The sequence below is a fragment of the Anaplasma centrale str. Israel genome (genome assembly GCF_000024505.1).
Classification (GTDB): Bacteria; Pseudomonadota; Alphaproteobacteria; order Rickettsiales; family Anaplasmataceae; genus Anaplasma; species Anaplasma centrale.
Genome location: NC_013532.1, coordinates 309,348 through 334,640, shown reverse-complemented (window position 1 = coordinate 334,640; position 25,293 = coordinate 309,348). Strand labels below are relative to the sequence as shown.

Here is a 25,293-nt window from a genome sequence, read left to right as displayed (position 1 = left end):
CCAAGGTTTCTTATTCGTACTTAACCTCTGGAACAACTAGTAGCACCCCTGCCCATTGTATGGATGATGTAAGTTAATGAGGAAAACAAAAGAGGAAGAATTAAGTGTATCATCAGCTTCAGCAGTACCACCACCCTGAGCCCCAGCAGGTACACCATGGAGGATACTCCATGTGAAGACTCCAGCAATCAGTAAGAATCTAAGTTTAAGCAACATCACCACCACTCCCTTAAAACTTCTAAATCAGCTCTGACTACTCTCACACTCAAACTCATTCACACCCATATCACTGACTCTAGCCTCAGCAGAACCTGCAGTGATGAATAACCATATAAATGTAATCATGGCTGTTACTATGTATCTTGGTCTAATACTCAATCTTCCCCACAACTTGGTACACCCACCAACTTCTACTTACCAGTCCAGTACACAGGGCTTGGCTCTAACTTCCTTAACCTCAGCTAATTCCCTCAATCTCTCTTCCAATCCCAATTTCTTCAGCTCCCTAATTGCAGCTAGTTCTTCTTTCAGCTTAGCTTCCAACTTCCACAATGCATCTAGCCTTCCTGCTTGCTTACCCAGCTTCGTCCTTAACAGCTCCACAGTTGGCTTCTCCAGAGTCTTTACCTCCTCTATCTTCTCAGCTTCTAGCCTCTCCAAGTCTCTTGGTTCCTTGAGTTGATCTAACTGCCCCTTGAGTCTCTTTGCTCCCTCCTTCAATCCCTTTATCATCTCTAGTTCTTCTAGTTTGCTCTTGAGATTCTTCCAGTTCTCCTCTAGGTTGCTCCTAAGTGCTTGCACCTCCTCCTTTAACTTCTCCACCTCCTTTATCTGCCTATCCTCTAGCTGCTCTACCTTTAACTTCACCAGTTTCTTTGCCTCTGCTGCTGAACTGCTATCCAGTTTTGCCTTCACCTCCTCTAACGCCTCCTTCCACTCTTCCAGCTTTGTGCTCCATAGCTTCCCAATCTTCTTCACCCACTTCTCTCCTGTCAGTCCCAACTGGTTGAACCCCAACCTCTTCACCTCCTCCTTTATCACCTCCTCTATCGCCTCTGCTGTCACTCCCTTCTCCAGCAGCTTGTTGATGTCCTCCAGCTCTCCCAGAGTGCTCTCCACTTCCCCCTTAGCCCTCTTCACCTCTGCTGCTGTCAGTTCCCTCACCTTCTCTGCTGCCAGCTCCTCTGCACCCTCCAGCTCCCCAAGCTTCTTCTCCAGTTTCTCGACCTTATCCTTCACTTCCTTTATCTTCTCCACCTCCTTAACCAACTCCCCTATCTTATCCTTCACCTTTGCCTTAAGCTCCTCCACCTTTATCTTCTCCAACGCCTCCTTCACCTTTTCCGGCTCTTTGCTCCATAGCTTCTCTCCCACCTCCTTCTTCACCGCAGCCTCCAGTCCCAACTCGTTGAACCCCACCTTCATCACAACTTCCTTCATCTTCTCAGCTGCTAGCTTCTCCAAGTCCCCTTTTATCTCCTCTATCTCCTTCTCAAACTCCCCCTTCGCCGTCTCCACCTCCCTTATCTTCTCTTTCTCCATCTCCCCTATGCTGTCCTTCACCTTCTGGATCTCCTCAGCCTGCAGCTTCTCAAGTTCTTCTAACCACTTAAGTTCTCCAAGTTCAGCTAGTTTACTTACTTGCTTTTCTAATTCATGTTGTAACTTCACTAACTCATCAGCTCTACTTAGTTCTTGAATAACTAGTCCCTCATCAACTCCTACCATCTCTCCCATCAGGAATGTATCACCATCAGCACTAGGTACTGCACTACCAAGTACTGCACTGCTAAATACAGCCCTTACAGGACTAGCTGTTCCTGCTCCTATACTGGGTGTAGTGTTGTCGGTGCACCTCCTTCCTCTCTAACTCCCGCACTCACTTTCCTATCAACTGTGTTGTTCTTACCACGTTGGGTGACCATAGATGGTAGAGGCGCCACACAGGTGATATAGGGTGAGTCTCAAACCTGTAGAGTCAGGGGAGGGCATGGATTATGCAGGTGTGGGTAGAGAGCTGTGGTGGCAGCCTTGGTTAGGCTGGGATGACAAGGGCAGGAGGTGGAAACGCCACACTGGGTAGTTAGGTGGGAGTATGGGGGTGGTTAGGTGTGCTGGGCTGGGTGGTACAAGTTAGGGGTGGCCTGGGTGTACCTGTATGTGCACACCAATACCGCAGTGCTGTGCCTCCCTTGCACCAGGTGTTGGTGCTTGGGGAGGCCGAGGTATTGGCCTGGGTGTAATTAGCTGTTCATCATCTCAAAGAAGTCATTGTTGTCCTTGGCGATGCTTAGCTTGTCTCGCAGGAACTCCATGGCTTCTACTGGACCCATTGCTGATAGTAACCTTCTGAGTAGCCATACCTTCTTCAAAAATGCACTCTCTATCAGCATGTCTTCCTTACGAGTCCCAGATTTAGAAATATCAATCGCAGGGTAGATTCTCTTGTCTGCGATTTTCCTGTCTAGGATTATTTCACAGTTACCTGTACCCTTGAATTCTTCAAAGATGACTTCATCCATCTTTGAACCAGTTTCAATCAGTGCTGTTGCAATGATGGTGAGTGACCCGCCATTCTCGATGTTCCTTGCAGCTCCGAAGAACCTCTTGGGTCTTTGCAATGCGTTGGAATCTACCCCACCAGTTAGTACCTTACCAGATGATGGCATGACCTCATTGTACGCACGGGCCAACCTGGTGATTGAGTCTAGTAGTATCACAACTTCCTTCTTGTGTTCTACCATCCTCTTAGCCCGCTCAATTACTATTTCAGCCAGTTGTACGTGCCTATATGCTGGTTCATCAAATGTGGAGCTCACTACTTCTCCTTTTACTGACCTCAGCATGTCTGTAACTTCCTCAGGCCGTTCTCCTATGAGCAGGACTATCAACTCCATGTTTGGGTGATTCATGGCAATGGAGTGTGCAATCTGCTGCAAAATTACCGTCTTGCCCACCCTAGGTGGTGCTACAATCAGTGCACGCTGACCTTTGCCCAGTGGGGCTATGATGTCTATTGCGCGCATGCTGATGTCTTTCTTCTCCCCTCCAAAACTCTCTTTGCATTCGAGTAAAATCCTCTCCTCAGGGTATAGTGGAATCAGATCGTCAAAGTGTACGTACCTCTGTAGCTTTCCTATCTCTGTGTAGTTTATGCTGTATGCCTTGACCAGTGTGAAGTATCTCTCCTTCTCCCCAGGTGCTCTGATCTCACCACTTACTATGTCTCCTGTTCTCAAATTGAACTTCTTGATCTGGCCTGCAGATATGTAGATATCATCACTGCTTGCTGCATAGTTAGCCTTGGCTGATCTTAAAAACCCAAACCCGTCAGGTAGTGTCTCTACTACTCCACCTCCGATAGCTATGCCTCCTTCACTGATAACTCGCTTCATTAGCTGGAAAATTATCTCCTGCTTCAGCATCCTTCCGTTGCTGACTACTCCCAACTCCTCTGCTGTTACCAGTAACTCCTCCGTGCTCTTTTGCTTCAGTTCACACAGATTCAGCACCCTCCCTCCTTCGGAGGGGTGGAGGCTCCCTGCTGCACCACCTTTCACTATAGATTCTTCCTTTTCCATGACACCTTCTGACATAAAACTCTCTTTACTAAACCCAATAAGTACAACTAATTATTTCCGAAGACAGCGCACCACCCCCAGATTCCAGGAATACCAAACTTGAGCGCAAGCGCCAAAGCACACCACAAAGCTTCCATCACGCTTCACTGAAAATCCGCGCCAGCAACGCACTATGCAGGAGCCGCCACATTACACCACAACCTACCAGGCACAGCAAGCCAACGCACAAACCTACCTCCCATCAGGGAAATTTTCGGATGAACCCCGAGCCTGGAATCTATACCATAACGCTTCACCGCACAAGTACATTTTTATGCCAAATTACGCAAAATGGCCCCTCCACTTACACGTGACAGCAAAAACCGTACGTACCACCGCAGCTGGCAGTGCACACCCCACAAACTACGGCCACTTGCCATAAGCACCGGGTATACACACGGCAACTTTACGCCTCCTAAGGGGCCAAGAAGCACCGCAGGCCGTACGACACTAAAGCCCCACCCCCACGCCGCAGGTGCATTACATTTTCATTCCTTACAGCAATATACAACAATATTGGAAGTAGTACGCAAATAAATTCGTGTATTGCCAAGCACTGTGCAGATACCAGCTCCCGTCTCAATCAGCCAGGGGCGAACTACGGCCTTATCTCTGGTTTCCGCAACACGTTGCTCTACGGAGAGCCCTCAAAAATCTTCTCTGGATTTCAGTGAAGTGAAGGTGCATAATCGTGGACATTGGGTATCAATTAGTGCAATGTAACTGAGCTTATGGTAGGTATTCGCTTGAATCAACACCAGTGTTATCTCTCATCAGTCAGTGGTGAGCTACGGGGGGTTTGGTTATGAGTCACGGAGACGGCTACACGATGTATGGAACCACCATACTATGCATCAGGAGGGGTGACAGTGTGGTTATCGCGGGAGATGGGCAGGTTTCCATGGGCAGCGCAATAATGAAAACCTCTGCCAGGAAAATAAAGCGCCTCGCTGGTGACACTGTGATCACCGGGTTTGCGGGCGCTACTGCTGATGCATTTACCCTGTTTGAAAGGCTGGAAGCTAAGCTGGAGAAGCACCCCGGACAGTTGATGCGTGCATGCGTGGAACTAGCAAAAGACTGGAGAAGGGATAAATACTTGCGAAGGTTGGAGGCCATGATGATAGTCGCGGATAAGTCTGTGTCTTTGATAATTTCCGGTGGGGGAGACGTGCTCGAGCCAGAAAACGGGATTGCGGCTATAGGGTCTGGCGGGAATTTCGCTCTGTCCGCAGCTAGAGCGTTGTGCACAGCCAGGGATGAGCTCTCCCTGGACATGACCCTAGAATACATAGCTACTGCGGCAATGGCCGTCGCTTCAGAGATATGCGTCTACACTAATAACAACATTATCATGGAAAAGATAGGGGGGTGAGGATGTCTTCCAGCGAACTAGGTGTGAGCGTTGGTAATTCTGGACCAGGGGAGGAAAAAGGCCCAGAGCAGGGCGGTTGCGGCAAGCACGGAGGGATCGGGGATGAGGACACCGCAGAATTAGAGGAAGAGTGCGAAGCACGCGACCTCTCGCCTCGCCAGATCACCAGAGAGCTTGACAGATTCATAGTGGGGCAGGAAGAGGCAAAAAAGGCCGTGGCTAACGCGCTTAGAAGCCGTTGGCGGAGAAACCGCGTTCCCCTTCCGCTGCGGGATGAGATTATTCCCAAAAATATATTGATGATCGGGCACACCGGTGTAGGTAAAACAGAAATAGCCCGCCGCCTGGCAAAGCTTGCACAGGCTCCGTTCATCAAGGTGGAGGCCACAAAGTTCACTGAGATAGGTTACGTCGGGCGCGATGTTGACTCGATAATGCGTGACCTCGTAGACAGGGCCGTTCTTTTGGTAAAGGAAAAGCACAGAAAGATAGTGGCAAAGCAAGCTCGCAAGTCTTCTGAGGAGATCATACTCAATTGTCTGGTGGGTGTTGATGCGAGCGAAGAAACAAAAAGCACATTTAGAGAAAGATTGAGGGCTGGAGAATTTGAGGACTCTGAAATTTCTATAAGCGTGAAAGAGAACAAAAACGTTCAACACTCCTTCGATGTGCCCGGCATGCCAGGCAGCCAGGTGGGGATTATGAACATCAATGAGATAGTGCAGAAGATGCTTGGAGGAAACAAGCAGTTTAAAACACTCAAGACCACAGTGAGAGAGGCAAGGGAGATTTTGCTGGACGAAGAAACGGAAAAGCTCATTGACGAAGATAAAATAGTCAGAGAAGCGCTGCATATCGCAAGCAACGAAGGCATAGTGTTCCTTGATGAAATTGACAAAATCGCTGCCAGAACCGAGGTTAGAGGGGAAGTAAACAGAGAGGGTGTGCAGCGTGATCTTTTGCCGCTACTCGAGGGGACCAGTGTTAGCACAAAATATGGTACAGTGACTACCGATCACGTGTTGTTCATAGCTTCAGGTGCGTTTCACCTTGCCAAACCTTCAGATCTGCTGCCGGAGTTACAGGGCCGGCTGCCGATAAGGGTTGAGCTCCAGCCTCTTAGCAGGGATGACCTGATAAGGATTCTCACCGAGCCCGAGTCTAACCTACTGAGACAGTATCGCGCCCTGATGGAAACTGAAGGTGTCAACGTAGAGTTTACCGAAAACGGGGTGCTTGCCATCGCAGAAATAGCTTCTACAGTCAACCGTGAGGTGGAGAATATCGGCGCTAGGAGGTTACACACCATACTGGAAAAGCTCATGGAGGACATAAGCTATAGTGCGTCGGAGAACAGGGGAAAGACCTACATAATCGATGAAGGTCATGTGAAGGAAAAGCTTGAAGATATTTCAAAGCAGATGGATCTGTCCAAGTTTATACTGTGAGCAATGCCGCTGCAGTTAGAGGTCAATGAGGTTTTTTCCTCGGTAGCGCCGCGCTATGACCTCATGAATGACCTCATGAGTTTTGGGTTGCACAGGTTGTGGAAGCGGGAACTGTGCAGCAAAATCACGCACAGGAGCGGCACACTGCTGGATGTGGCAGGAGGAACTGGGGACGTAGCAATGCGGGCCTTGGCAAGACGCAGTGGCTTGCATGTAACGGTGTGCGACATTAACCCCGATATGCTAGGGGTTGGGAGAGATAGGGCAATCAATTCCGGCTATGCTAACATCAGTTGGGTGTGCGCCAGCGCGGAGAACCTGCCGTTTGCCAGCAATTCCTTCGACTACTACACTATCGCCTTCGGAATACGCAACATACCTAACAGAGAGAAAGCACTGCAGGAGGCACATCGCGTACTCAAGCTTCAAGGAAGGTTTCTCTGTCTTGAATTTTCCCCCATACAAAAGCAAGGGTTGTTTCGGACTTTGTATGATCTATACTCCGCGTATGTAATACCAAATATGGGCAGGTGCGTGGCGGGTAATGCCGAGGCATATACATACCTAACAGACAGCATAAGGGCATTCCCACCACCTGAAGAGTTTGCCCAGGCAATATCAGGTGCAGGGTTTTTTAATGTTGCGCACCAGAATATCTGCAATGGAGTGACATCGCTCTACAGTGCATGGAAAGTGGAGTAAAACTCGGAGCACGGCCCCATCACAACAGCGAATTCGGCTTGTAATTAACCCTCAGATTGTGTGGAATACAGCTTACCAAAAACGGGTGTAGGAGTTCCCAAGGAGACGCCACCCCTGCAAAATTCGGAAAAATGCTCAAACGTGCGTCTATCGGCCGGAAGTGATATCTGATCAAGAATTTTAGACGCAGAATCAGGCACGAAAGGTTGCAACATAATGCCGATGCACCTTATGTATTCTAGCAGCTTAAACACAACCGCCTGTGCGCTTTTTCTATCTTCTTTGAACAGCTTCCACGGTGCCCTTCTTGCAATATACTCATTGGCCACGGAAGACAGATTCATAACAAATTTGAGCGCCTCAAAAAACCGGTATTCCGCCATATATTCCACATACTGCACCAGCACCGCTTCGTAGTTTATCGGCGCTTCTTCCCCTTTCATCATGCCTTCTACCCCAGGAATTTTCCCACCACACTCTCTGTGCACAAGGGTTATAGTACGCTGAACCAGATTTCCAAAATTGTTAGCCAAATCGCAGTTTATGCGCTCCACAAGACTAGCACCACTAAAGCTAGCATCATTTCCTACGGGGGTTTCACTGAGCAGGAAATACCTACAATTATCCAGACCGTATTGTTCTATCAACGCAAATGGGTCTATCACATTGCCTATCGATTTTGATATCTTCTGGCCCTCATTAAGCCACCACCCATGCGCAACTATTTGCTTCGGCAACGGCAGACCAGCAGCCATTAAAAGAGCAGGCCAATACACCGCGTGGAACCTTAGTATATCTTTCCCTACAACGTGTGTACTTACCGCATCATCGCTCCCCCAGTAACGCTTGTATTCCCCTTCGGTTTCGGGGAACCCAAGCAGCGCCAAATAGCAGCACAGTGCATCCACCCATATGTATATTATGTGGTCAGAATCGTGAGGTACCTCAATCCCCCAAGATAGGCTTTTCTTAGATCTGGAAACAGATAAATCTCGGAGGCCGGATTCCACAAAACTTATGACCTCATTGAACTTCCCTTCCGGAATTACAAACTTCGGATTATCTGCATAAAACTTTAGCAGGCTTTCCTGCCACTCAGACAGCTTGAAGAAATATCCTGGCTCTTCCAGCCATTCCACTTCGGCACCAGTGGGCGCTTTACCATCCACAAGGTCACGCTCTTGGTAAAAAGTCTCATCACGTACTGAATAAAACCCGGCGTAGTGCCCCAGGTATATCTGATTGTTGCCACGCAGGCGTTCCCACAGCGCCAGCACAGCGCGCTTGTGGCGCTCTTCAGTGGTGCGTATAAAGTCATTACAACTAAAGCCAGAAACCCCTACGAGATTTCTAAACGAGCCACTTATTTTATCAACAAACTGGCGCACTGGAACACCTCTGGCACGGGCCATATTCTCAACTTTCTGGCCGTGCTCATCCGTCCCTGTAGTGAACTTGACCTGCTTGCCACTCAAACTTCTAAACCTGGCAGCAACATCAGATATGAGTGTGGTGTAGAAGTGCCCTATGTGCGGAGTATCGTTAACATAGTATATAGGAGTGGTAACGTAAAAGCACTCCCCTCGCCTCACTCAAACCCCCAAAATGCACTACGTCTAGAACCGGGTATGGTACCAAAACCTTGCTCATTCTTCAAGCAGTAACCAGCACCGGAGAGAATAAAGCTGCCATTCGGTCTGAGAGGATATCAGCAATGCCGCAAATAGCGCAACCCGTGCGCCACAACCATAGGCATACATCATGCACAAAATCCCCATGTCCGCACTGGCAATTATCTGTGTAAAGGACCTGGCAAATCAGTTATAATCCGCAACTACGTGGATATGCAAATCTGAGCATGGGCAGGATTCTGGTAAAAAAGTTTGGAGGCACATCCTTAAAAGACGTAGAGTGCATATTAAGAGTTGCAAACATAGTGCGGCAGAGTGTGGAGCGTGGCCACAAGCTTGTGGTGGTAGTCTCGGCCATGGGCCGCTTTACGGACGAGGCCGTTACAACTGCACAGGAGGTTTCGGAGCTGGCATCAGAGGCACAGCTTTCGGAGTATGACGTGGTCGTCTCCTCCGGAGAGCAGGTATCATGTGGGCTTCTGGCGCTTGCATTGCAGCGCATAAACATCAAAGCAACATCTATAATGGGCTGGCAGATACCCATAAACACAACCGGAGAGCACTCGCGAGCCAGAATTATAGAAATAAAACCCGATCGCATATTATCGCTCCTGAACGAGCATGATGTTGTAATAGTTGCAGGGTTCCAAGGTATTCACAATGCGCGCATCACTACCCTGGGCAGGGGTGGGTCAGACATCTCCGCAGTGGCAATAGCCGCTGCACTGCGGCTGGACGCGTGTTATATGTACACAGATGTTGCGGGAGTATATACGGCAAATCCTTGTTTGGTCCCGAGCGCACGTAAGTTAGATCACGTAACGTATAACGACATGGTAGAAATATCCGCCTCTGGTAGGGCAATATTGAACGTACGCTCTGTAGAGATGGCTATGCGGTGCGGCGTGCGTATTCATGTGATGTCAAGCTCGCAGGAAGCGAAGGGCACATTGGTATCTTTTGAGTGTGAGAGGGAAATGGAGAGCAGAATAATTACTGGAATCGCTATTAGTAAAAAGATAGCAAGCGTATCGCTGGGCGGAGTGCCTGCAGTTCCCGGCATCGCCGCAGCACTGCTTCCCATAGCAGAGGGAAACATAGACGTGGATATGATAATGCAGACCGTGGACGGGGAACTCCGCAATATTACTTTTACTGTGCAAGAAGAAGATCTGCAAAAAACGCAAGATATCCTTTTACAACACAAACACAACATACTGTACGAGAGCCTGGCGGTAACGGATAGCCTGGCCAAGGTTTCTTTAGTAGGCGCATGTATGATATCGCGTCCGGGTGTGGCCAGCAGGGTTTTTAGCGCATTGGCCAGTGGTGGAATAGCCGTATTGGCGGTCTCCACTTCTGAGATAAAAATTACTGTTTTGATGCATGAACAAAGCGCTGCACCAGCGTTGAGCCTCCTGCACGAGGAATTCGCACTTGATCGTGAAAGTGTGCCTTGTACATAAACTGCGCGTTCGTCATCTGCTCCTACCTGGTCACTAGCACGCGGCCTTTGCTGCAAAACTGTGTAACATCGCACTTGCACCCAGGCATCTCTCTTGTGTATATATAACACACCTGAGGCTACCAGAGCGGTGTTTGTGATGCACATCACTGTGCGTACACAAGTGTAAAGCCCCTACCCACATTGTTAAAGGTATGTTACCTGCGTCAGCAGCCGTTGCCAGCTGGAACAAAAGCCTTGCTATTTCTACTGTCGCAATGTACCATCCGACGGTGTATGTTGGCTTTCATTGTGTTTTTCCTATGCTCTATGCGCTCTTTGTGGGTGTGTTGTTTGTCTGTGGATCGCTGTGGGGGCTTGGCGCAGATGCCAGTGCACCGCGCCCGTGGCAGCTTGGGTTTCAGGAGCCCGCAACGGAGATTATGGAGCTCGTAGCTAAGTCGCATGATTACGTCATGTTGGTGATGTCTGCAGTGGCGGCTGTTGTGTTTTCTGTGATGCTGTACACACTGGTCAGATTTCGCAGAAGAAAGGGTGAGCAGGTAGAGTTCAACAACAAGAACTCACACAACGTTGCGCTTGAGGTAATGTGGACCTTGGTTCCGTTGGTGATTGTCGGGTTCTTGACCATAAGCAACGTTAAGCTCATCAAAAAGGAGCAACAGATTCCCAAGGCCGATATCGTAATTAAGGCCATAGGATATCAGTGGTATTGGACATACGTATATCCCGAAAGTGGCGTAAGGTTTGACAGCTACATGAAGCCGGATTCGGAGTTGGAAAGTGGTGAGTTGCGCCTGCTTGAGGTAGACAATAGGATGGTCGTACCGGTGGGTGAGGTCGTGTTGCTGCAGTCTACTGCTGGAGATGTGATACACAGCTGGGCAGTGCCGGCTTTGGGCATTAAGGTGGATGCGGTGCCTGGAAGATTGAACGAGGTATGGTTCTCGGTGAAGAAACCCGGGGTCTACTATGGGCAGTGCTCCGAACTTTGCGGGAGGCTGCATGGCTTCATGCCCATCGTGGTTGAGGCGGTAACTAGGGATAAGTTTGATGCGTGGGTGGCGCAGCATAAGGAAAGCAGTTAGGGGCCTGGGCTATATGGGTAAGTCGACAGGTCAAACTTTGGGGCTTGGAGTGCTTATTATGGGTTGTTGCATGTTTCCTCCCATAACGATTTTAGGAGGTGGGTTGTATGGACAGTGAGCATGTGCCTAGCGGACTAAAGCGGTGGTTATTTTCTACTAACCACAAAGACATAGGCACCATGTATATCATCTTCTCGATAATAGGTGGTATAGTAGGTGGCCTGCTGTCCCTAGTGTTGCGCGCGCAGCTAGCACACATAGACGTATTGCATGGGAACTACCACATGTATAACGTTATGGTCACTGGACATGCGCTCATAATGGTCTTTTTCATGATCATGCCCGCTTTAACCGGGGGGTTTGGGAACTGGTTTGTTCCCCTGCTAATTGGCGCACCAGATATGGCGTTTCCGCGGCTGAATAACCTGAGTTTTTGGATGCTGGTAGCATCACTTGCGCTGCTGTTCTGCGCTGTATTGATCGGAGATGGTCCAGGAACGGGTTGGACCTTGTACCCTCCCCTGTCATACCTGTCCTCTCATCCCGACGCATCTGTGGACATGGCTATATTGGCATTGCACCTTGCGGGCATTTCCTCAATAGTTGGGTCCATAAACTTCATAGTAACAATTCTGAATATGCGTGCCCACGGCATGACGCTGCTCAAGATGCCACTGTTCGTGTGGACCATATTACTCACTTCGTTTATGTTGATAGTATCGCTTCCTGTGTTGGCCGGGGCAATTACAATGCTCCTGACTGATCGCAACTTCGGTACCAGCTTTTTCAACCCGTCAGGCGGTGGTGACCCAATACTTTTTCAGCACTTGTTCTGGTTTTTTGGGCATCCGGAAGTGTACGTAATAATATTCCCAGCTTTTGGGATCATAAGTCAGGTAGTATCCACGTTCTCCCATAAGGCGGTTTTCGGGTATCTCGGGATGGTGTTCGCGCTAGTTGGAATAGCAACGGTTGGGTTGGTGGTTTGGGCGCACCATATGTTCACCACCGGCTTGAGCACGGAGATGATTACATACTACAGCGTCACAACTATGCTGATAGGGGTGCTAACCGGGGTTAAGGTGTTTAGCTGGATAGCCACCATGTGGGGAGGAAAGATAGAGTTCAAAACCCCGATGCTCTTCGCGATAGGGTTCATCTTCGTGTTCACGGTTGGGGGTTTGACTGGCATAGTGGTCTCACACGGGGGGGTAGACAAAGTACTACACGATACGTACTACGTGGTTGGGCACTTTCACTATGTGATGTCAATTGCGGCACTTTTTGCCGCGTATGCGGGGTTCTACTACTGGATAGGCAAGATGTCGGGCAGGCAGTATCCCGAATCTATGGGGAAAGTGCACTTTTGGTTCACCTTCGTCTCAACCAACATAGCGTTCTTCCCGCAACACTTTTTAGGGCTCGCTGGAATGCCCAGAAGAATTCCTGATTACCCAGACGCGTTCGCGCCATGGAATTATGTGTCCTCCGTGGGTGCCGGTCTTTCTTTCCTGTCTGCGCTATTGTTCGTGGCAATTGCGGTATACACGTTAAGGAGGGGTAAGGCGGCGGAAGCGAATCCGTGGGGAGGTGATACTTTGGAGTGGACCGTTCCCTCACCTGCCCCATTCCACACTTTTGAGGAAATTCCCAAGCTGGATTAAAATACGTATGGCCGCAACCTTTATTGAAGTTCCCCAGGAGAAAGACTCCGTGGCTCTTTCCTCTGTTGGCGACTATATTCAACTACTAAAGCCCAGAATAATGTGCTTGGTGGTGTTTACCGCAGTAACCGGGATGTTGGTTGCGCCGGGAACCATTCATCCGCTTATAGGGCTAGTATCCACAGTGTGCGTAGCCCTAGGCGCAGGTGCGGCTGGCGCGCTTAACATGTGGTACGATAGCGACATCGATGCAATTATGGACCGCACCAAAAGCAGACCTGTGCCCGCAGGAAAAATTCGCAGGGAACAAGCCTTGGAGTGCGGCATGGTGCTTGCCACGCTGTCAGTGTTCATTATGGCAATCGCGGTAAACTATGCGTCGGCGCTGCTGCTAGCAGGGAGCATTTTTTCCTATGCGGTGGTCTACACAATGTTGCTGAAGAGGCGCACACCGCAAAATATAGTAATCGGCGGCATAGCGGGTGCTTTTCCTCCAGTCATCGGCTGGGCCTCAGTCTCTGGGGCGCCGTCATTTGAGAGTTTAGCCCTATTCGCGATAATATTCGTGTGGACACCCCCGCATTTTTGGGCCATTTCTCTGCTCACCCTAGAGGAGTATAAAAAAGCAAGCATCCCCATGTTGCCTGTGTACTGTGTGCGCAAGACTAGGTGGCATATATTGCTATACAGCGCAATCCTTGCAGTTGTCTCAGCAACGCCAGGCTTGTTTGTTAAAAACCCGATCTTGTACGAAATTTTAGCAACCTGCTTGAGTGCGACGTTCATTGCTTATGCCACGGCCGTATTCCGGGAGAAGGGGCAGCCATCACCCCAGGCATGCATGGGGCTGTTTAAGTATTCCATATATTATTTATTTCTACTGTTCGCCACAGTTATCGCCTGCGGGTACTAGCGAAGAAGGGCGCGCGCGGCCGGCTGATGCAAGCGCGTGCCCACGCCGCAACTTTTACTGCTCCACGTCCCCAGCGGCAAGGCCGTTATCACCACTTGAAGGCATGGGTGCCTCTACAGCACCCTCCTCCTGATTGTCCTCAACAACAGTAGCTTCCTCCGGCTCAGCTTGCGGCAATTCCTCGTAATTCCCCCTATCTAGCAAACGTTCAGCTTTGACGCGCCAGGGGCTGTTTTCACCTAACCTAGAAAGGTACATAGCCGCAGATTGACGATCTCCCAAAGCCGTGTAGGCCTCCACTAGCCGATATAAACCCTCGTGAGCGTAGACCGAATCCGGGTACCCGGATACCAAAGAGTTGAACCTCTTGATCGCGGCAATAAACCCCCCTCGCCTTAGGTAAAAATCACCAATCATGAACTCCCTGGCAGCCAGGTGTTGCTGCACTGCAGCCAACCTCTGGGAAACTTCAGCCAGGTAACGCGAGTTGGGAAACATGCGTACAAACTCGGAGGCAAGGTTCCTAACCTCCAGGGCAACTCCCTGGTCCAATCCGAGATCAGGAACCTGCATGTACTTTGCCGTAACCCTAACGTAGTACGCGTAGTCTATGTTCTTACTGCTCGGGTAGGCATCAATATAGCTCTCCGCAAGAGAAGCAGCTTCAGCGTAGTTTCCAAGCTCATAGTGCGACACTGCAGCAACCAAACTGCCGTCTATCGCCATCTGCGAAAATGGGTACAGAGCCTCTATTTTGTCAAAAATCGCCACAGCCTTTTTGTGCTGTCCACTATGAAACAGCCTGAGACCATCCTCGTAAAGCTTATGCACCCCCTCTTCGGTGAGAGGTGCAGCAGCAACAGGGGGCGTAATACAAAAAACGAGTAGAGCAACTAGGACAGCGTTCAAAAAACCAGTACGAGCCACAGAACCACACCAAACAACAAACGTCAGGGGGCATTAAACCACGCGGCCGAATCCGTAGCAAGTCTTTTGTCCTACAGGATTCCGGAAGGGTATTCTTCCAGTTTGTCATACCCGCGCAAAACCCTATTGACAAACTGATGATTTGTGTTAGCGTGGCGGTGGCGTTTCGTGGTCTTTATAGTCTCTTGTAGGGGGCGGGATGAATGTTCTGGTTGTCGGCTCCGGGGGTAGGGAGCATGCCCTGTTAGACTGCCTGAGTCGTTCCCCCATGCTGACTCGTCTGTTTGTTGCCCCGGGACGCGAGGCCATGGCGGGCCTGGCCACGTTGGTGGATGTGGACGTGAGCAATTTTATCGAGGTTGCGCAGGTCTGCAAGAGAGAGAAGATAGATCTGGTCGTCGTTGGTCCCGAGTTGCCGCTGATTAGCGGGCTGTCCGATGCGCTCACTGACGAGGGCATTTTCGTATTCGGCCCATCCAGGGCCGCCTCCAGGCTCGAGGCTTCCAAAGGGTTCACCAAAGAGCTGTGTACTCGCTACAACATCCCCACTGCAAAGCACGGGTATTTTATGGACATTGGCTCCGCTAGGCAGTTCGTCAAGAGGAGCAAGCTGCCGTTGGTGGTGAAGGCTGATGGGCCGGCCCAGGGGAAGGGCGTTATAATATGCCATACCCTGGAGGAGACGTATGATGCGTTGGACGCCATGCTAGTGCAGGGCAAGTTCGGCAAAGCCGGCGAGGCGGTTGTGGTGGAGGAATTCCTAGACGGCAAGGAGATTAGCTTCCTTACCTTGATAGACGGCACCAACCCGGTAGTGCTCGGGGCGGTGCAGGATTACAAGCCGGTATATGATGGGAACAAAGGGCCAAATACTGGGGGCATGGGGGCATATTCGACCCCGGGCATTATAACTGAGGAGATGGAGCACCTGATAGTGCAAAGGATAATATATCCGACTATCAAGGCTATGTTTAACATGGGAATACAGTTCAGGGGGCTGCTGTTTGCTGGCATTATGATCAAGAAGAACGAGCCCAAGCTTTTGGAATATAACGTTAGGTTCGGAGATCCTGAAACACAAGCCATGTTGCCCAGGCTGGATTCAGATTTGCTGAGGCTCATGTCCTTAGCAGCAAAGGGCAGGCTTGGTAGCGAGGTGGTGTCTCTGAATCGCAAGTCGGTCGTCTGCGTAGTGGTGGCCAGTAAGGGTTACCCCGGGCCTTACGAATCCGGTTCCGTGATAGGCGGGCTGGACGAGGTCGCAAGGTCTTCTAGTGTCAAGGTCTTTCACGCGGGTACGAAGCGGGTTGGGAACAACTGGGTTTCCGCCGGTGGTAGGGTTTTGAATATAGTGGCCGAGGCGGATGACTTGGCCACCGCTAAGCACCAGGCCTACGCGGCTCTAGATTTGTTAGACTGGCCTGGCGGCATGTATAGGTATGATATAGGCGCCTGCGAGTAGTTCGCGCTGGGCCAGCACTTTAGTTGTCTCCTTGACAGCACACCTGGCCTTTGGTAGATTGCAGAATACGTTTCTGGTAGGTTCGATGCTTTCATTTCCTAGTGCCTTGTTTGCCGCTACGGCCGCGACCCCGGCGCCTGCTGCTGGGCTAGGGGCCTCTATTGCTGGGTTTGCCCCGTTGGTTCTCATCTTCCTGATTTTCTACTTCCTGGTCATAAGGCCCCAACAGAAAAAGCTCAGGGAGCATAACAAGTTGTTAGACAGTATCAAAAAGGGAGACAAGGTCATCGCGTCAGGCGGGCTCTTTGGTACGGTAACTAAGGTTGATGCAAGTAACGGGCACCTGCACATAGAGATTGCAACAGGTGTGGAGGTTAGGGTGCTGAAGTCGTCCGTGTCGGAGGTACTCAATAGAGACGGGAGCAGTAAGGGAGCCTATGTAGGCAAATCCCAATCGACTGCAAAAAGCCTGTACTAGCGTAGTTCCCTGCGTCCCTTTGCCCCGAACAACGGATTGGTGAGTGGCCTTGCTTATCCCTATTCTCAATTGGGTGTCCTTATGTGTGGTGTGTTAGGAGTCGTTAGCAGCTGCCAGGCAGTTCCCTTGTTGCTGTGCGGCCTGCGCCAGCTTGAGTATAGGGGGTATGACTCATGCGGAATCGCGGTTTTGGACCGCGGCGGCATTCAGGTTAGGCGTTCGTGCGGCAAGGTTGCCAGGTTGAGCGAGCTTGTGTCCTCAGGGGAAGGTGCGCTGCAGGGGAATGTTGGTATAGCGCATACGAGGTGGGCTACGCATGGGGTTCCAAAAATTGAAAATGCGCACCCCATATGCGTGGGCAAGGTGGCGGTCGTCCACAACGGAATTGTTGAGAACTATCCGTCAATTAGAGAGCGTCTTGAGGCCAATGGCAGCAGATTCTGCACGGATACAGACACAGAGGTTATACCCCACCTGGTCGGGTCACTGCTGCAAGCTGGATTGCCCCCAAGATATGCGGTGCGGAAAGCGCTGGAAGAGATAGAAGGCAGTTTTGCAGTCATATTTATGTTGGCGGGGCACAGTAGCTTGCTGGCAACCTGCAGAATGTTACCCTTAGTCGTTGGCTGCGGCACCGACGCCAACCTGGTATCTTCAGACGAATATGTCTTGAGCAAGTATGCACAGAGAATTTGTTATCTGCAAGACAATCACATAGCCGAAATTTCGCTCAATGACGTTAGGATATATAACGAGAGTGATGAGGCGCTCAACTACGAAACAATACTCATCAGCGCACCCAGCACAAGCACCGACAAGGCACCGTATGAACATTTCATGCTAAAGGAGATCCACGAACAACCCAAGGTCATACGTGATACGATTGACCAGTTTATCAGCTATGGCAGCGTCGAGTTCGCATGTAATGCAGACTTATTCAAATCCTTAACCCACCTGACAATAGTAGGAAGCGGATCATCCTATATGGCCGGCCTAATCGCAAAATATTGGTTGGAAAGCATAGCGAACATCAGAGTGCTGTTAAGTATAGCATCGGAGTTTCGCTACCATCGGATGCAGATATCAGAAAACGACGTGTTCTTGTTCATATCTCAATCCGGAGAAACTGCTGATACCCTGGCGGCTTTGCGCCACGCACGAAGGCAACATAGCACGGTTATTAGCTTGACTAACGTCCCGCGAAACAGCATGGAGAGTATATCAGATATTGCCCTAAAGATCCTCGCAGGACCGGAAGTTGGTGTCGCATCAACCAAAACTTTTTCTGCACAATTGGCTGTGCTAGCGTGCTTTTCTCTGTGGCTTGCAAAAGTCAGGTGTGTCATAGCACAAAGCACATACGAGCAGTTGTTGGAAGCACTGCAATGTGTGGCGCAACACGCGTCAGAGGCTCTCGGAACCTCAATAGAGTCTGTAGCCAACCTAATATTGCACTACAATCGTGTAATAATAATGGGTAGAGGCACCTGCTACGGAGTTGCGCTGGAGGCTGCGCTAAAAATTAGGGAGCTGTCCTACATTCACACCATAGGTATCGCGTCTGGAGAGCTGAAGCATGGTTCAATAGCACTTGTGGATGAATCTCTTCCCGTCATAGCCATTGCACCATATAACGAGACGTTCACCAAAAACCTGGTGAGCATACAGGAAGTATCTGCAAGAAAGGGTATAGTCGTGGCCTTTACGGACAGAAAGGGGGCACAAAAACTGAAACATCTGTGCAGGGCAGTGGTAGAGCTGCCTGAGACGAATGCTTTCTCCCTGCCTATAGTATATACGATAGCTGCACAGCTCCTCGCGTACAGCATTGCCGTCAAGAAGGGGTTGGATGCTGATCAACCCCGCAATCTGGCAAAGTCAGTCACCGTGGAGTAGAAACTCAGCCCATACCGGATTTTAATCAGCACATCACAACACTTTTGGTCTGCCCGCCCACATGACGAGTGCGGCATAGCATGCATTCCGGCGCTTTAGCGTGGCGGCTTCAAGTAGCTCTTGGACAAAAATGCATCACCCGGGCACCGGATGTTGCGCAACAGCGACAGTATCTTGCCGCAACAGTCACACGTAAGTAATCAAGCCATGTTGAGGAAGAACAACATATGGCAGGTAAGGGTGGCAAGCACGCCAAATCCCGAAGCACGAGGGGAGCGGTTGTTGCGCCATAACCACTCCAACTAAGCACGAAAACACCGATAGTATTGAAAATCAAGCGTCTGACACCTACGCGCCAGCGCAACTATATTCTCATAGGCATTATTATGTGCATGGAGCCGCCGGGTTCCTTGTCCTGAATCAGCACGGCAGTGTTACCATCCTGAAATACGACCTCACAGGCCCCCTTCATGCAACCCAGCACCTCAATAAGATACCTGGCATTGAGCCCAATAGTGACTTCATCACCTTTGTAATCTACCTCAAGCTCCTCCCTGGCATCACCCTGATCGGACGATGCGGAGCTGAGAGTCAGCCGACCGGAGGCGAATGACAGCTTAATGGCCTTCACCTTATCAAAAACTACCACAGAAACCCGATCCACAGCGCTAAGAAGAGAGCACGCATCCATAGATACGCTCGCACCCCTCTCTTGCGGAATTATAGATAAGTAGTCCGGAAATACCCCGTCAACCACTTTGGAAACCATGAAATATCCCTTGTACCTGAAGCATATCTTGCGCTGTGAAATGCTTACAGACACAACTTGTGACGCATCCCCACCGCCACCTATTATTTTCAAAAGCTCATTTACTGTCTTCCTAGGTACAATCACGCCGATATCAGGCTGCAGGCCTTCCGGCCTATTCACCTTCGCAAGCGACAAGCGGTGCCCATCGGTCGCCACACAGCACAACATATCCTCCGCAACATGCATGTAGACACCCCTGAGGTTATACCTACTCTCCTCAACGGACATGGAGAATTTTGTCTTGTTGAGCAACTCGGCAATATGGGAAACCTGCATGTCAAAACCGCAGTCAACCTCGCCGCCCTCGATTGCGGGGAACTTCTCCGGCGCCACAACATGGAGAAAGAACTTGGCATTTCCGCATTCAACGAGCAGCCGCCCATCGCTCATCTTGAAGCCAACCGCGCAATCACCCGAAAGCTTCCTGACAATGTCATACAACAACTGAGCGGATGCGACTACGACTCCCTTATGAACAACGCTGGCATTAACGCACGCTTCTATTGAAATATCAAGGTCCGTCGAAGACAGTTCAACAACACCATCTTTGGCTTCCACCCTGACGCATGACAACACAGCTATGCTGTTGCGCCTCTCTATCACGCTGCTGACGTAGGCCAGGGACTGCAGCAAATCCTCCCTACTTATACTGCATTCCAACCCACCACCCACTTCGATATCCATAAGCACCATACAGAGTTGAGGATTCTAAACGCAACCAGCCCTCATGTCAACAACCCGTGACTTCCCCCAGTTAGGGTGCAACAGCGATAGCACCCCCCCTATTACATTATACACAACAGTATAACAGAGGCCGCTGTGCCGCCGCATGCACTGGAATTACCTCATCACTTAGAAACCTGGATCGCAGCACGCAGAGAAGGCGTAATCGTGGCAAATCTCGTACTGCAAAGTCATGTTTGGTGGCTAAAGATGTCTACCCCATCCCAACCCAATAAATCCAGCTCTGCCCTCGCAGGAATAAACTTGAAACAAGACTCGGCTAGATCTTGCTTGTCTTCGCGCTCAAGCATCATATCGAGCTTTTTCTTGATATCATGTAGATATATGACGTCGGCCGCCGCGTAACTCAGTTGCTCAGAAGTGAGTACCTCCCTACCCCAATCGGAGGATTGCTGCGCCTTGTTGATTTTCACTCCCAGAAGTTCGTAACACAGATCCTTAAGCCCGTGATGGTTCGTGTAAGTCCTTACCAGTCTCGACGCGATTTTAGTGCAGTAACAAGGTGTTGCCCACATCCCGAAACAGTGGCGTATTGCAGCAACATCAAACCGGGCAAAATGGAATATCTTCATAATATCAGGATTGGAGACGATACGCCGCAGATTAGGTGCGCTATAGTCACCAGAAAACTTGACGAGATGCGCGTCCCCGTCACCAGAAGACAGCTGCACCAAGCACACCCTATCACGCCTACAAACAAGACCCATGGTCTCAGTATCTACAGCAACAACGTTACCCAGATCAAGACCGTCCGGTAAGTCATTGTTATGCACGAATACAGCCACGCACCACCCCGCTTTGACTAACAGGGCCTCACTCTAACACACACTCCGAAAAAAACAATCCCCCTTAGGCCTCTTCGGCATAATTCCTGCGCTCTTCCGCCTTGTTTCCTGCGCCACCGCGCTCACCCTCAGTCGGCCACTTGTTATATCCAGGCCTTGCACCTTTTCCGCCACTGCCGCCACTCTTGGCGTCATCACCGCTGGATTTACTAACGCTGCCGCCAGAGCTCTTACTGCCACTTTCTTCATCATCACTTGCGCACTCTTTGAGCACGTAACCCCTACCCCATACGGTCTCTATGTAATTTTTGCCACCGTTCGCCACCTTAAGCTTTTTACGCAGCTTACACATAAAGACGTCTATAATCTTGTCGTCGGACGGCTCGTCCAACTCCCTATACAGGTGGGACAGGAACATTTCCTTTGTAAGCACAGTGCCAAGACGGGAAGATAGCAGCTCAATCATCCCATACTCCTTCTTGGTGAGGTGGATAATCTCGCCATTGCACTCGACACACTTGTGATCCAGGTTTATGGAGATGTTACCCACACGCACTATGGATTCCGGATGACCCCTGGTTCTCCGCACTATGGCCTTGATCCTGGCAAGCAGCTCGCTCTTGTGGAAAGGCTTCGTGATGTAATCGTCGGCCCCGTAGTAGAGGCCCTTAACTTTGTGAGCCACGGAGGAGATGCAGGACAGTATCAGAACAGGGACCTTTATTCCAGATTCCCTAAGCTTCACCAATATGTCATAGCCATCCACCTTGCCAGGAAAGTGAATGTCCAGTATCACGACATCGTAGTCGTCATTCTTGGGAATTATGCTACCGTAACAGTCCTGAGCGGAGGCCATGGTCTCACAAAAATGCCCTTCTGAAGACAGAGAAGCCTCCACTGCCCTGGCACAAGCAACATCATCTTCTATCAACAGTATACGCATACCCACACCTCAAAAACCCAACGAACCCCGGGCATAACAGAAGAAACCTAGATTCCCTCACCCACCAAAGATTAACACATATACTACTATGCGAATCAAGCATAACTGCAAGAAATGTATAACATATTTCCAATGTGTTGCATATACAACACAGTAATCTCCGCAGCATGCCAACCAGGGCGACCCCGTTATAAGCCGCGCAGCCGGCTTTTCCAACCCGCAACACAAAGAGCGCCGAGCATCCAGTACACGCGTTAACACATTATTAATACAGAGCACAAAAGCTCCGTGCATAGTCACCATAAAGCCCTGGCGTACCATACCACCCGCCCCAGAACTTTAATATCTTCAACCGGGCACTCATAGGATGAATACTTCTTGTTATCACACACCACATGCAACATTATGTGCTGGCTGTCCCGAACATACTCTAACCTGCGTATCAGGATCCCCATAGAGTCCCGTATGGCAAACACCCCGGCGGGATGGGCAATTCTATCGGATACATCCACCAACACAACATCTTGCCCTACGAGTGTCGGGGACATGCTATCCCCCTTAACATCATAGAAGCGCAAATTCTCCACATTGAAGGGAAGCTTCGTGTGCGCAGGCATGTAAAACCTAGAACACCGCGTATGGTTATGCTTTTCCTCCTCATCCTCGGATTCCGCAAGGTAGTAAACAGGCAGCATCCCACCGGAGGCTACGTCATACAAACCGTCATCACTGCCGACCAGGTAGGCCAGCGGGACCTGGAGCACCTCAGCAATTGCCATAAGCTTTTTCGAAGTGGGATTACTAGACTTCCCACTCAGTATATCATACACAAAGGACTTCCCCACGGACGCCCTGTCGGCCAACTCACGGGCATTTATCCCGATCTTATCCATCTGGGATCTTATCCTAGCTACTATCGTGCTACAACTACCCTGCTTCTCCATAAATTCGCCTTATGGTTAACATAAATACAGCTTGTACAATTTTCACTACATAAACTCAAGCATTAATGTCACTAATCACGATACAAAATTATGACTTCACAACAATAAGTTAATAAATTCACTGGTATAGCATAATATAACCCTCTAAACTAATACGTGTGGGAATGTAAATAGGCTAATTCGGATGCAAAGAACGTGGAAATCCGAATGGGACCCGCTCTACTGCACCACAACTCCGCATAAATTCAATCTTCGAAGACGCCGTGTGACAAACGCCAACTCCCGTTTCAACACGTGCAACGCAGCCGGACAACACGTGCACGCACAATCACTGTGCATCACCGCGGGTGACAGTTCTACTCAGACCTCAGTATTACCAGGAATCCACCGCTGCACATTGCACCAATCAAGCTTCGGTGAGGCTTTCGTTATACATGGTAAACTGCACAGCAAACCCACACACCGGTACGTGCGACCCTGGCATCTGTGCTACAGTGCACCACCACACTGGTGTACGGCAATCAGCAAGCTCAGCTGGTAGCGGAATGAGAGGATATCGATGCACGTATGAGGCTCCTCGCAAATTCTGCGTCTCTCCACGCACCAACAGAAACGAATTTGTCCTTTTCGAGTTTTTTGTAGAAAGAGAAAAAGTGTGACACGGAATCTAAGAATGATTGCGGCAGATCGGAATAGTTGTTTATTCCGTCATAGTAAGGGTCAACCTTGTGCACCGGTACTGCTACAACCTTAACATCCTCACCTGACTCATCGCTCATCATAAGAGCGCCTACAGGCCTTGAGGAAATGACAGCACCAGTTATGACCGGAAATCTGGTAAGCACCAAAACGTCAACAGGGTCACCATCGCCGGCGATAGTCTCAGGGACAAACCCGTAATTGCAGGGATAGTACATGGCTGTAGGTAAGAATCTATCCACGCAGAACACCCCACAATCTTTATCAAGCTCGTATTTGACAGGGTGTGAATCTTTGCTGATTTCAACAACAACGTTGACCTCGTCCGGGGCGTTTTTCCCGCTACCAATCGCACTCAAGTTCACAACCCACCTCACACAACCATACGCAGACAGGCAGCAGCAACCGGCGGCTGGGCCGCCCCTGGCTGGAAAAACCCTCCACCGAAACCAAACAGGCCACACGCTGCCAGTTACGCACATTGCGGCAATGTTACCACACCCGCAAGAGAAATAAAGAGGAAAAGCAGCCCCAAAACCGGCTGCGCGCACGGTGGGCTCTCTAACCATCAAACTCCGGGCAACCGCCACACCGCCGCTAAGTAGCGCAACAGCACTGGGTGAAACACCCATGCACCGAGCACATCCGCAACGAACCCCTCACTTTCAAGCTTAGAGAACCCACAGCACACGCGGCACCACCTGGCACCGCCAAAACCACACCCACAGGGCAAGTACCACCCCTAGGCGCTGGGACCAACCATTACCTCTTAGAAAACTGGCACTTTTTCCTAGCTTTGTGTTGACCATACTTCTTGCGCTCCACAACTCTGGAGTCCCTGGTTAGGAAACCAGATTGCCTTAGAACGGGATGCAGCGCGGGGTTCATGCATTTTAACGCTTTGCTGATACCGTGAGCCAGGGCCCCAGCCTGGCCAGAGATACCTCCCCCAAACACCACAGCCTTTACGTCATAGCAGCCGACAGAAGAAGAAACCCCAAACGGAGCGTGAACCCTGCGGCACAGGGACTCCCTCTTGAAGTACTTAGCGCACTCAACACCGTTCACGGTGACTACACCGCTCCCCACCTTCAGCCACACCTTGGCAACAGCAGTCTTCCTGCTACCAGTGCCGTAAGAGCGACCAAACTTATCTATCTTGGCAACAGATTTGCCCGTACTGGCAGCTCCCTCATCCTCTGTCATGCTTTCCCCTTACATTCTTAACGTTCACCGCACCGAAGTCCAGCGGCACGGGCTTCTGAGCATCGTGCCCATGAACCGGGCCTGCGTACACTTTGAGATTTTTAAAGCGCCGCCTCGCCAACGGGCCATCGCCCAGCATCCTCCACACGGCCATTTCCACTATTCTCTCGGGACGACCAGCGCGCTCGATATCCATGGGAGTGCAGCTCTTCAGGCCACCAGGGTACCCAGTGTGCCTGTAATAGATCTTGTTCTTACGCTTACTGCCGGTAAACCTGACGCTACCAGCGTTTATGACAATCACGTTGTCTCCACAGTCCATGTGAGGCGTGTACTCAGGCTTGTTCTTACCGCGCAGCACACCAGCAACAAACGCCGCCAGCCTACCGACCACGGCCCCGTCAGCATCAATAAGCACCCAACGCTTGTCCACTTGGCCAGCCTTCAGAGAGAAAGTCCTAGCACCTAATACACCCATGGTAAAATCACAAA

At 50.3% G+C, this 25,293-nt stretch carries 21 protein-coding genes and 1 pseudogene; 10 read left to right on the top strand and 12 right to left on the bottom strand.

What is annotated here, in order from left to right; genetic code table 11:
- Positions 1-105: 105 nt before the first annotated feature.
- The 3 genes and pseudogenes from ACIS_RS05700 to rho form a co-directional block, all read right to left on the bottom strand.
- Positions 106-216 (bottom strand): annotated as a pseudogene (locus ACIS_RS05700) (TrbC/VirB2 family protein); the annotation flags it as partial.
- Between the two features lie 198 nt (positions 217-414).
- Positions 415-1,728: a hypothetical protein gene (locus ACIS_RS05080; protein ID WP_148207707.1), complete on the bottom strand. Its 1,314-nt coding sequence runs from the start codon at positions 1,726-1,728 to the stop codon at positions 415-417.
- Between the two features lie 515 nt (positions 1,729-2,243).
- On the bottom strand, positions 2,244-3,581 hold the full coding sequence (gene rho / locus ACIS_RS01500; RefSeq protein ID WP_041651404.1) for a transcription termination factor Rho: 1,338 nt from the start codon (positions 3,579-3,581) through the stop codon (positions 2,244-2,246).
- 844 nt (positions 3,582-4,425) lie between these two features.
- Between rho and hslV the strand changes: the two genes are divergently transcribed.
- Genes hslV through ACIS_RS01485 form a run of 3 tightly spaced genes read left to right on the top strand, consistent with a single transcriptional unit; the run spans position 4,426 to position 7,145 of the window.
- Positions 4,426-4,995 (top strand): ATP-dependent protease subunit HslV, encoded by a 570-nt coding sequence (hslV, locus tag ACIS_RS01495; protein ID WP_012880478.1) that lies wholly within the window; start codon positions 4,426-4,428, stop codon positions 4,993-4,995.
- Between the two features lie 2 nt (positions 4,996-4,997).
- The gene (gene hslU / locus ACIS_RS01490; RefSeq protein ID WP_041651129.1) at positions 4,998-6,443 is read left to right on the top strand and encodes an ATP-dependent protease ATPase subunit HslU; all 1,446 of its coding nucleotides are present in this window, start codon (positions 4,998-5,000) and stop codon (positions 6,441-6,443) included.
- 3 nt (positions 6,444-6,446) lie between these two features.
- Positions 6,447-7,145 carry a class I SAM-dependent methyltransferase gene (locus tag ACIS_RS01485; RefSeq protein WP_012880476.1) on the top strand — a complete coding sequence of 233 codons (699 nt, stop codon included), beginning with the start codon at positions 6,447-6,449 and terminating at the stop codon, positions 7,143-7,145.
- Positions 7,146-7,189: 44 nt separating this feature from the next.
- Here the strand turns inward: ACIS_RS01485 and ACIS_RS01480 are convergent, their stop codons facing one another.
- Complete coding sequence (locus ACIS_RS01480) at positions 7,190-8,737, bottom strand: methionine--tRNA ligase (RefSeq protein WP_012880475.1); 1,548 nt, start codon at positions 8,735-8,737, stop codon at positions 7,190-7,192.
- 266 nt (positions 8,738-9,003) lie between these two features.
- On the opposite strand from ACIS_RS01480, the gene ACIS_RS01475 reads away from it, so the two are divergent.
- The 4 genes from ACIS_RS01475 to cyoE all read left to right on the top strand — a co-directional run bounded on the left by ACIS_RS01475 (position 9,004) and on the right by cyoE (position 13,906).
- A complete protein-coding gene (locus ACIS_RS01475) occupies positions 9,004-10,242 on the top strand; it encodes an aspartate kinase (RefSeq protein WP_012880474.1) in 1,239 nt (412 codons plus the stop codon).
- Positions 10,243-10,435: 193 nt separating this feature from the next.
- The gene (gene coxB / locus ACIS_RS01465) at positions 10,436-11,329 is read left to right on the top strand and encodes a cytochrome c oxidase subunit II (protein ID WP_012880473.1); all 894 of its coding nucleotides are present in this window, start codon (positions 10,436-10,438) and stop codon (positions 11,327-11,329) included.
- 107 nt (positions 11,330-11,436) lie between these two features.
- The gene (gene ctaD / locus ACIS_RS01460; protein ID WP_012880472.1) at positions 11,437-12,993 is read left to right on the top strand and encodes a cytochrome c oxidase subunit I; all 1,557 of its coding nucleotides are present in this window, start codon (positions 11,437-11,439) and stop codon (positions 12,991-12,993) included.
- A 7-nt stretch (positions 12,994-13,000) separates the two neighbouring features.
- Positions 13,001-13,906, top strand: a complete 906-nt coding sequence (gene cyoE / locus ACIS_RS01455; protein WP_012880471.1) for a heme o synthase — start codon at positions 13,001-13,003, stop codon at positions 13,904-13,906.
- Positions 13,907-13,960: 54 nt separating this feature from the next.
- Here cyoE and ACIS_RS01450 read toward each other — a convergent pair whose 3' ends face one another.
- The gene (locus tag ACIS_RS01450; RefSeq protein WP_012880470.1) at positions 13,961-14,833 is read right to left on the bottom strand and encodes an outer membrane protein assembly factor BamD; all 873 of its coding nucleotides are present in this window, start codon (positions 14,831-14,833) and stop codon (positions 13,961-13,963) included.
- Between the two features lie 199 nt (positions 14,834-15,032).
- On the opposite strand from ACIS_RS01450, the gene purD reads away from it, so the two are divergent.
- The 3 genes from purD (at position 15,033) to glmS (ending at position 18,669) form a co-directional block, all read left to right on the top strand.
- Entirely contained in the window at positions 15,033-16,295 is a 1,263-nt protein-coding gene (gene purD, locus ACIS_RS01445; RefSeq protein ID WP_012880469.1) for a phosphoribosylamine--glycine ligase, read from the top strand.
- An 85-nt stretch (positions 16,296-16,380) separates the two neighbouring features.
- Positions 16,381-16,773: a preprotein translocase subunit YajC gene (yajC, locus tag ACIS_RS01440; RefSeq protein ID WP_010265810.1), complete on the top strand. Its 393-nt coding sequence runs from the start codon at positions 16,381-16,383 to the stop codon at positions 16,771-16,773.
- Positions 16,774-16,854: 81 nt separating this feature from the next.
- Entirely contained in the window at positions 16,855-18,669 is a 1,815-nt protein-coding gene (gene glmS, locus ACIS_RS01435) for a glutamine--fructose-6-phosphate transaminase (isomerizing) (protein ID WP_012880468.1), read from the top strand.
- Between the two features lie 364 nt (positions 18,670-19,033).
- Here glmS and dnaN read toward each other — a convergent pair whose 3' ends face one another.
- The 7 genes from dnaN to rplM all read right to left on the bottom strand — a co-directional run bounded on the left by dnaN (position 19,034) and on the right by rplM (position 25,279).
- Positions 19,034-20,173, bottom strand: a complete 1,140-nt coding sequence (dnaN, locus tag ACIS_RS01430) for a DNA polymerase III subunit beta (protein WP_012880467.1) — start codon at positions 20,171-20,173, stop codon at positions 19,034-19,036.
- Between the two features lie 221 nt (positions 20,174-20,394).
- On the bottom strand, positions 20,395-21,009 hold the full coding sequence (locus tag ACIS_RS01425; protein WP_012880466.1) for a ribonuclease D: 615 nt from the start codon (positions 21,007-21,009) through the stop codon (positions 20,395-20,397).
- A gap of 64 nt (positions 21,010-21,073) precedes the next feature.
- Positions 21,074-21,952, bottom strand: a complete 879-nt coding sequence (locus ACIS_RS01420) for a response regulator transcription factor (RefSeq protein WP_041651401.1) — start codon at positions 21,950-21,952, stop codon at positions 21,074-21,076.
- A gap of 296 nt (positions 21,953-22,248) precedes the next feature.
- Complete coding sequence (locus tag ACIS_RS01410) at positions 22,249-22,896, bottom strand: ECH_1013 family putative transcriptional regulator (protein WP_012880464.1); 648 nt, start codon at positions 22,894-22,896, stop codon at positions 22,249-22,251.
- Between the two features lie 530 nt (positions 22,897-23,426).
- Positions 23,427-23,960, bottom strand: coding sequence for an inorganic diphosphatase (gene ppa / locus ACIS_RS01405; protein WP_012880463.1), 534 nt, complete (start codon positions 23,958-23,960; stop codon positions 23,427-23,429).
- A 397-nt stretch (positions 23,961-24,357) separates the two neighbouring features.
- Positions 24,358-24,801 carry a 30S ribosomal protein S9 gene (rpsI, locus tag ACIS_RS01400; protein ID WP_012880462.1) on the bottom strand — a complete coding sequence of 148 codons (444 nt, stop codon included), beginning with the start codon at positions 24,799-24,801 and terminating at the stop codon, positions 24,358-24,360.
- Positions 24,788-25,279: a 50S ribosomal protein L13 gene (gene rplM / locus ACIS_RS01395; RefSeq protein WP_041651398.1), complete on the bottom strand. Its 492-nt coding sequence runs from the start codon at positions 25,277-25,279 to the stop codon at positions 24,788-24,790. Before rplM ends, rpsI begins: the two co-directional genes overlap by 14 nt.
- Positions 25,280-25,293 lie beyond the last annotated feature (14 nt).

Excerpts from the sequence above, each read along its gene's own strand:
- yajC (WP_010265810.1), top strand. The coding sequence starts at position 16,381 with ATGCTTTCATTTCCTAGTGCCTTGTTTGCCGCTACGGCCGCGACCCCG.
- ACIS_RS01475 (WP_012880474.1), top strand. The coding sequence starts at position 9,004 with ATGGGCAGGATTCTGGTAAAAAAGTTTGGAGGCACATCCTTAAAAGAC.
- ACIS_RS01420 (WP_041651401.1), bottom strand. The coding sequence starts at position 21,952 with ATGCGTATACTGTTGATAGAAGATGATGTTGCTTGTGCCAGGGCAGTG.
- dnaN (WP_012880467.1), bottom strand. The coding sequence starts at position 20,173 with ATGGTGCTTATGGATATCGAAGTGGGTGGTGGGTTGGAATGCAGTATA.
- ctaD (WP_012880472.1), top strand. The coding sequence starts at position 11,437 with ATGGACAGTGAGCATGTGCCTAGCGGACTAAAGCGGTGGTTATTTTCT.
- cyoE (WP_012880471.1), top strand. The coding sequence starts at position 13,001 with ATGGCCGCAACCTTTATTGAAGTTCCCCAGGAGAAAGACTCCGTGGCT.
- ACIS_RS05080 (WP_148207707.1), bottom strand. The coding sequence starts at position 1,728 with ATGGTAGGAGTTGATGAGGGACTAGTTATTCAAGAACTAAGTAGAGCT.
- ACIS_RS01485 (WP_012880476.1), top strand. The coding sequence starts at position 6,447 with ATGCCGCTGCAGTTAGAGGTCAATGAGGTTTTTTCCTCGGTAGCGCCG.
- ACIS_RS01410 (WP_012880464.1), bottom strand. The coding sequence starts at position 22,896 with ATGGAGAAGCAGGGTAGTTGTAGCACGATAGTAGCTAGGATAAGATCC.
- coxB (WP_012880473.1), top strand. The coding sequence starts at position 10,436 with ATGTTACCTGCGTCAGCAGCCGTTGCCAGCTGGAACAAAAGCCTTGCT.
- rplM (WP_041651398.1), bottom strand. The coding sequence starts at position 25,279 with ATGGGTGTATTAGGTGCTAGGACTTTCTCTCTGAAGGCTGGCCAAGTG.
- rho (WP_041651404.1), bottom strand. The coding sequence starts at position 3,581 with ATGGAAAAGGAAGAATCTATAGTGAAAGGTGGTGCAGCAGGGAGCCTC.
- purD (WP_012880469.1), top strand. The coding sequence starts at position 15,033 with ATGAATGTTCTGGTTGTCGGCTCCGGGGGTAGGGAGCATGCCCTGTTA.
- glmS (WP_012880468.1), top strand. The coding sequence starts at position 16,855 with ATGTGTGGTGTGTTAGGAGTCGTTAGCAGCTGCCAGGCAGTTCCCTTG.
- hslV (WP_012880478.1), top strand. The coding sequence starts at position 4,426 with ATGAGTCACGGAGACGGCTACACGATGTATGGAACCACCATACTATGC.
- hslU (WP_041651129.1), top strand. The coding sequence starts at position 4,998 with ATGTCTTCCAGCGAACTAGGTGTGAGCGTTGGTAATTCTGGACCAGGG.
- rpsI (WP_012880462.1), bottom strand. The coding sequence starts at position 24,801 with ATGACAGAGGATGAGGGAGCTGCCAGTACGGGCAAATCTGTTGCCAAG.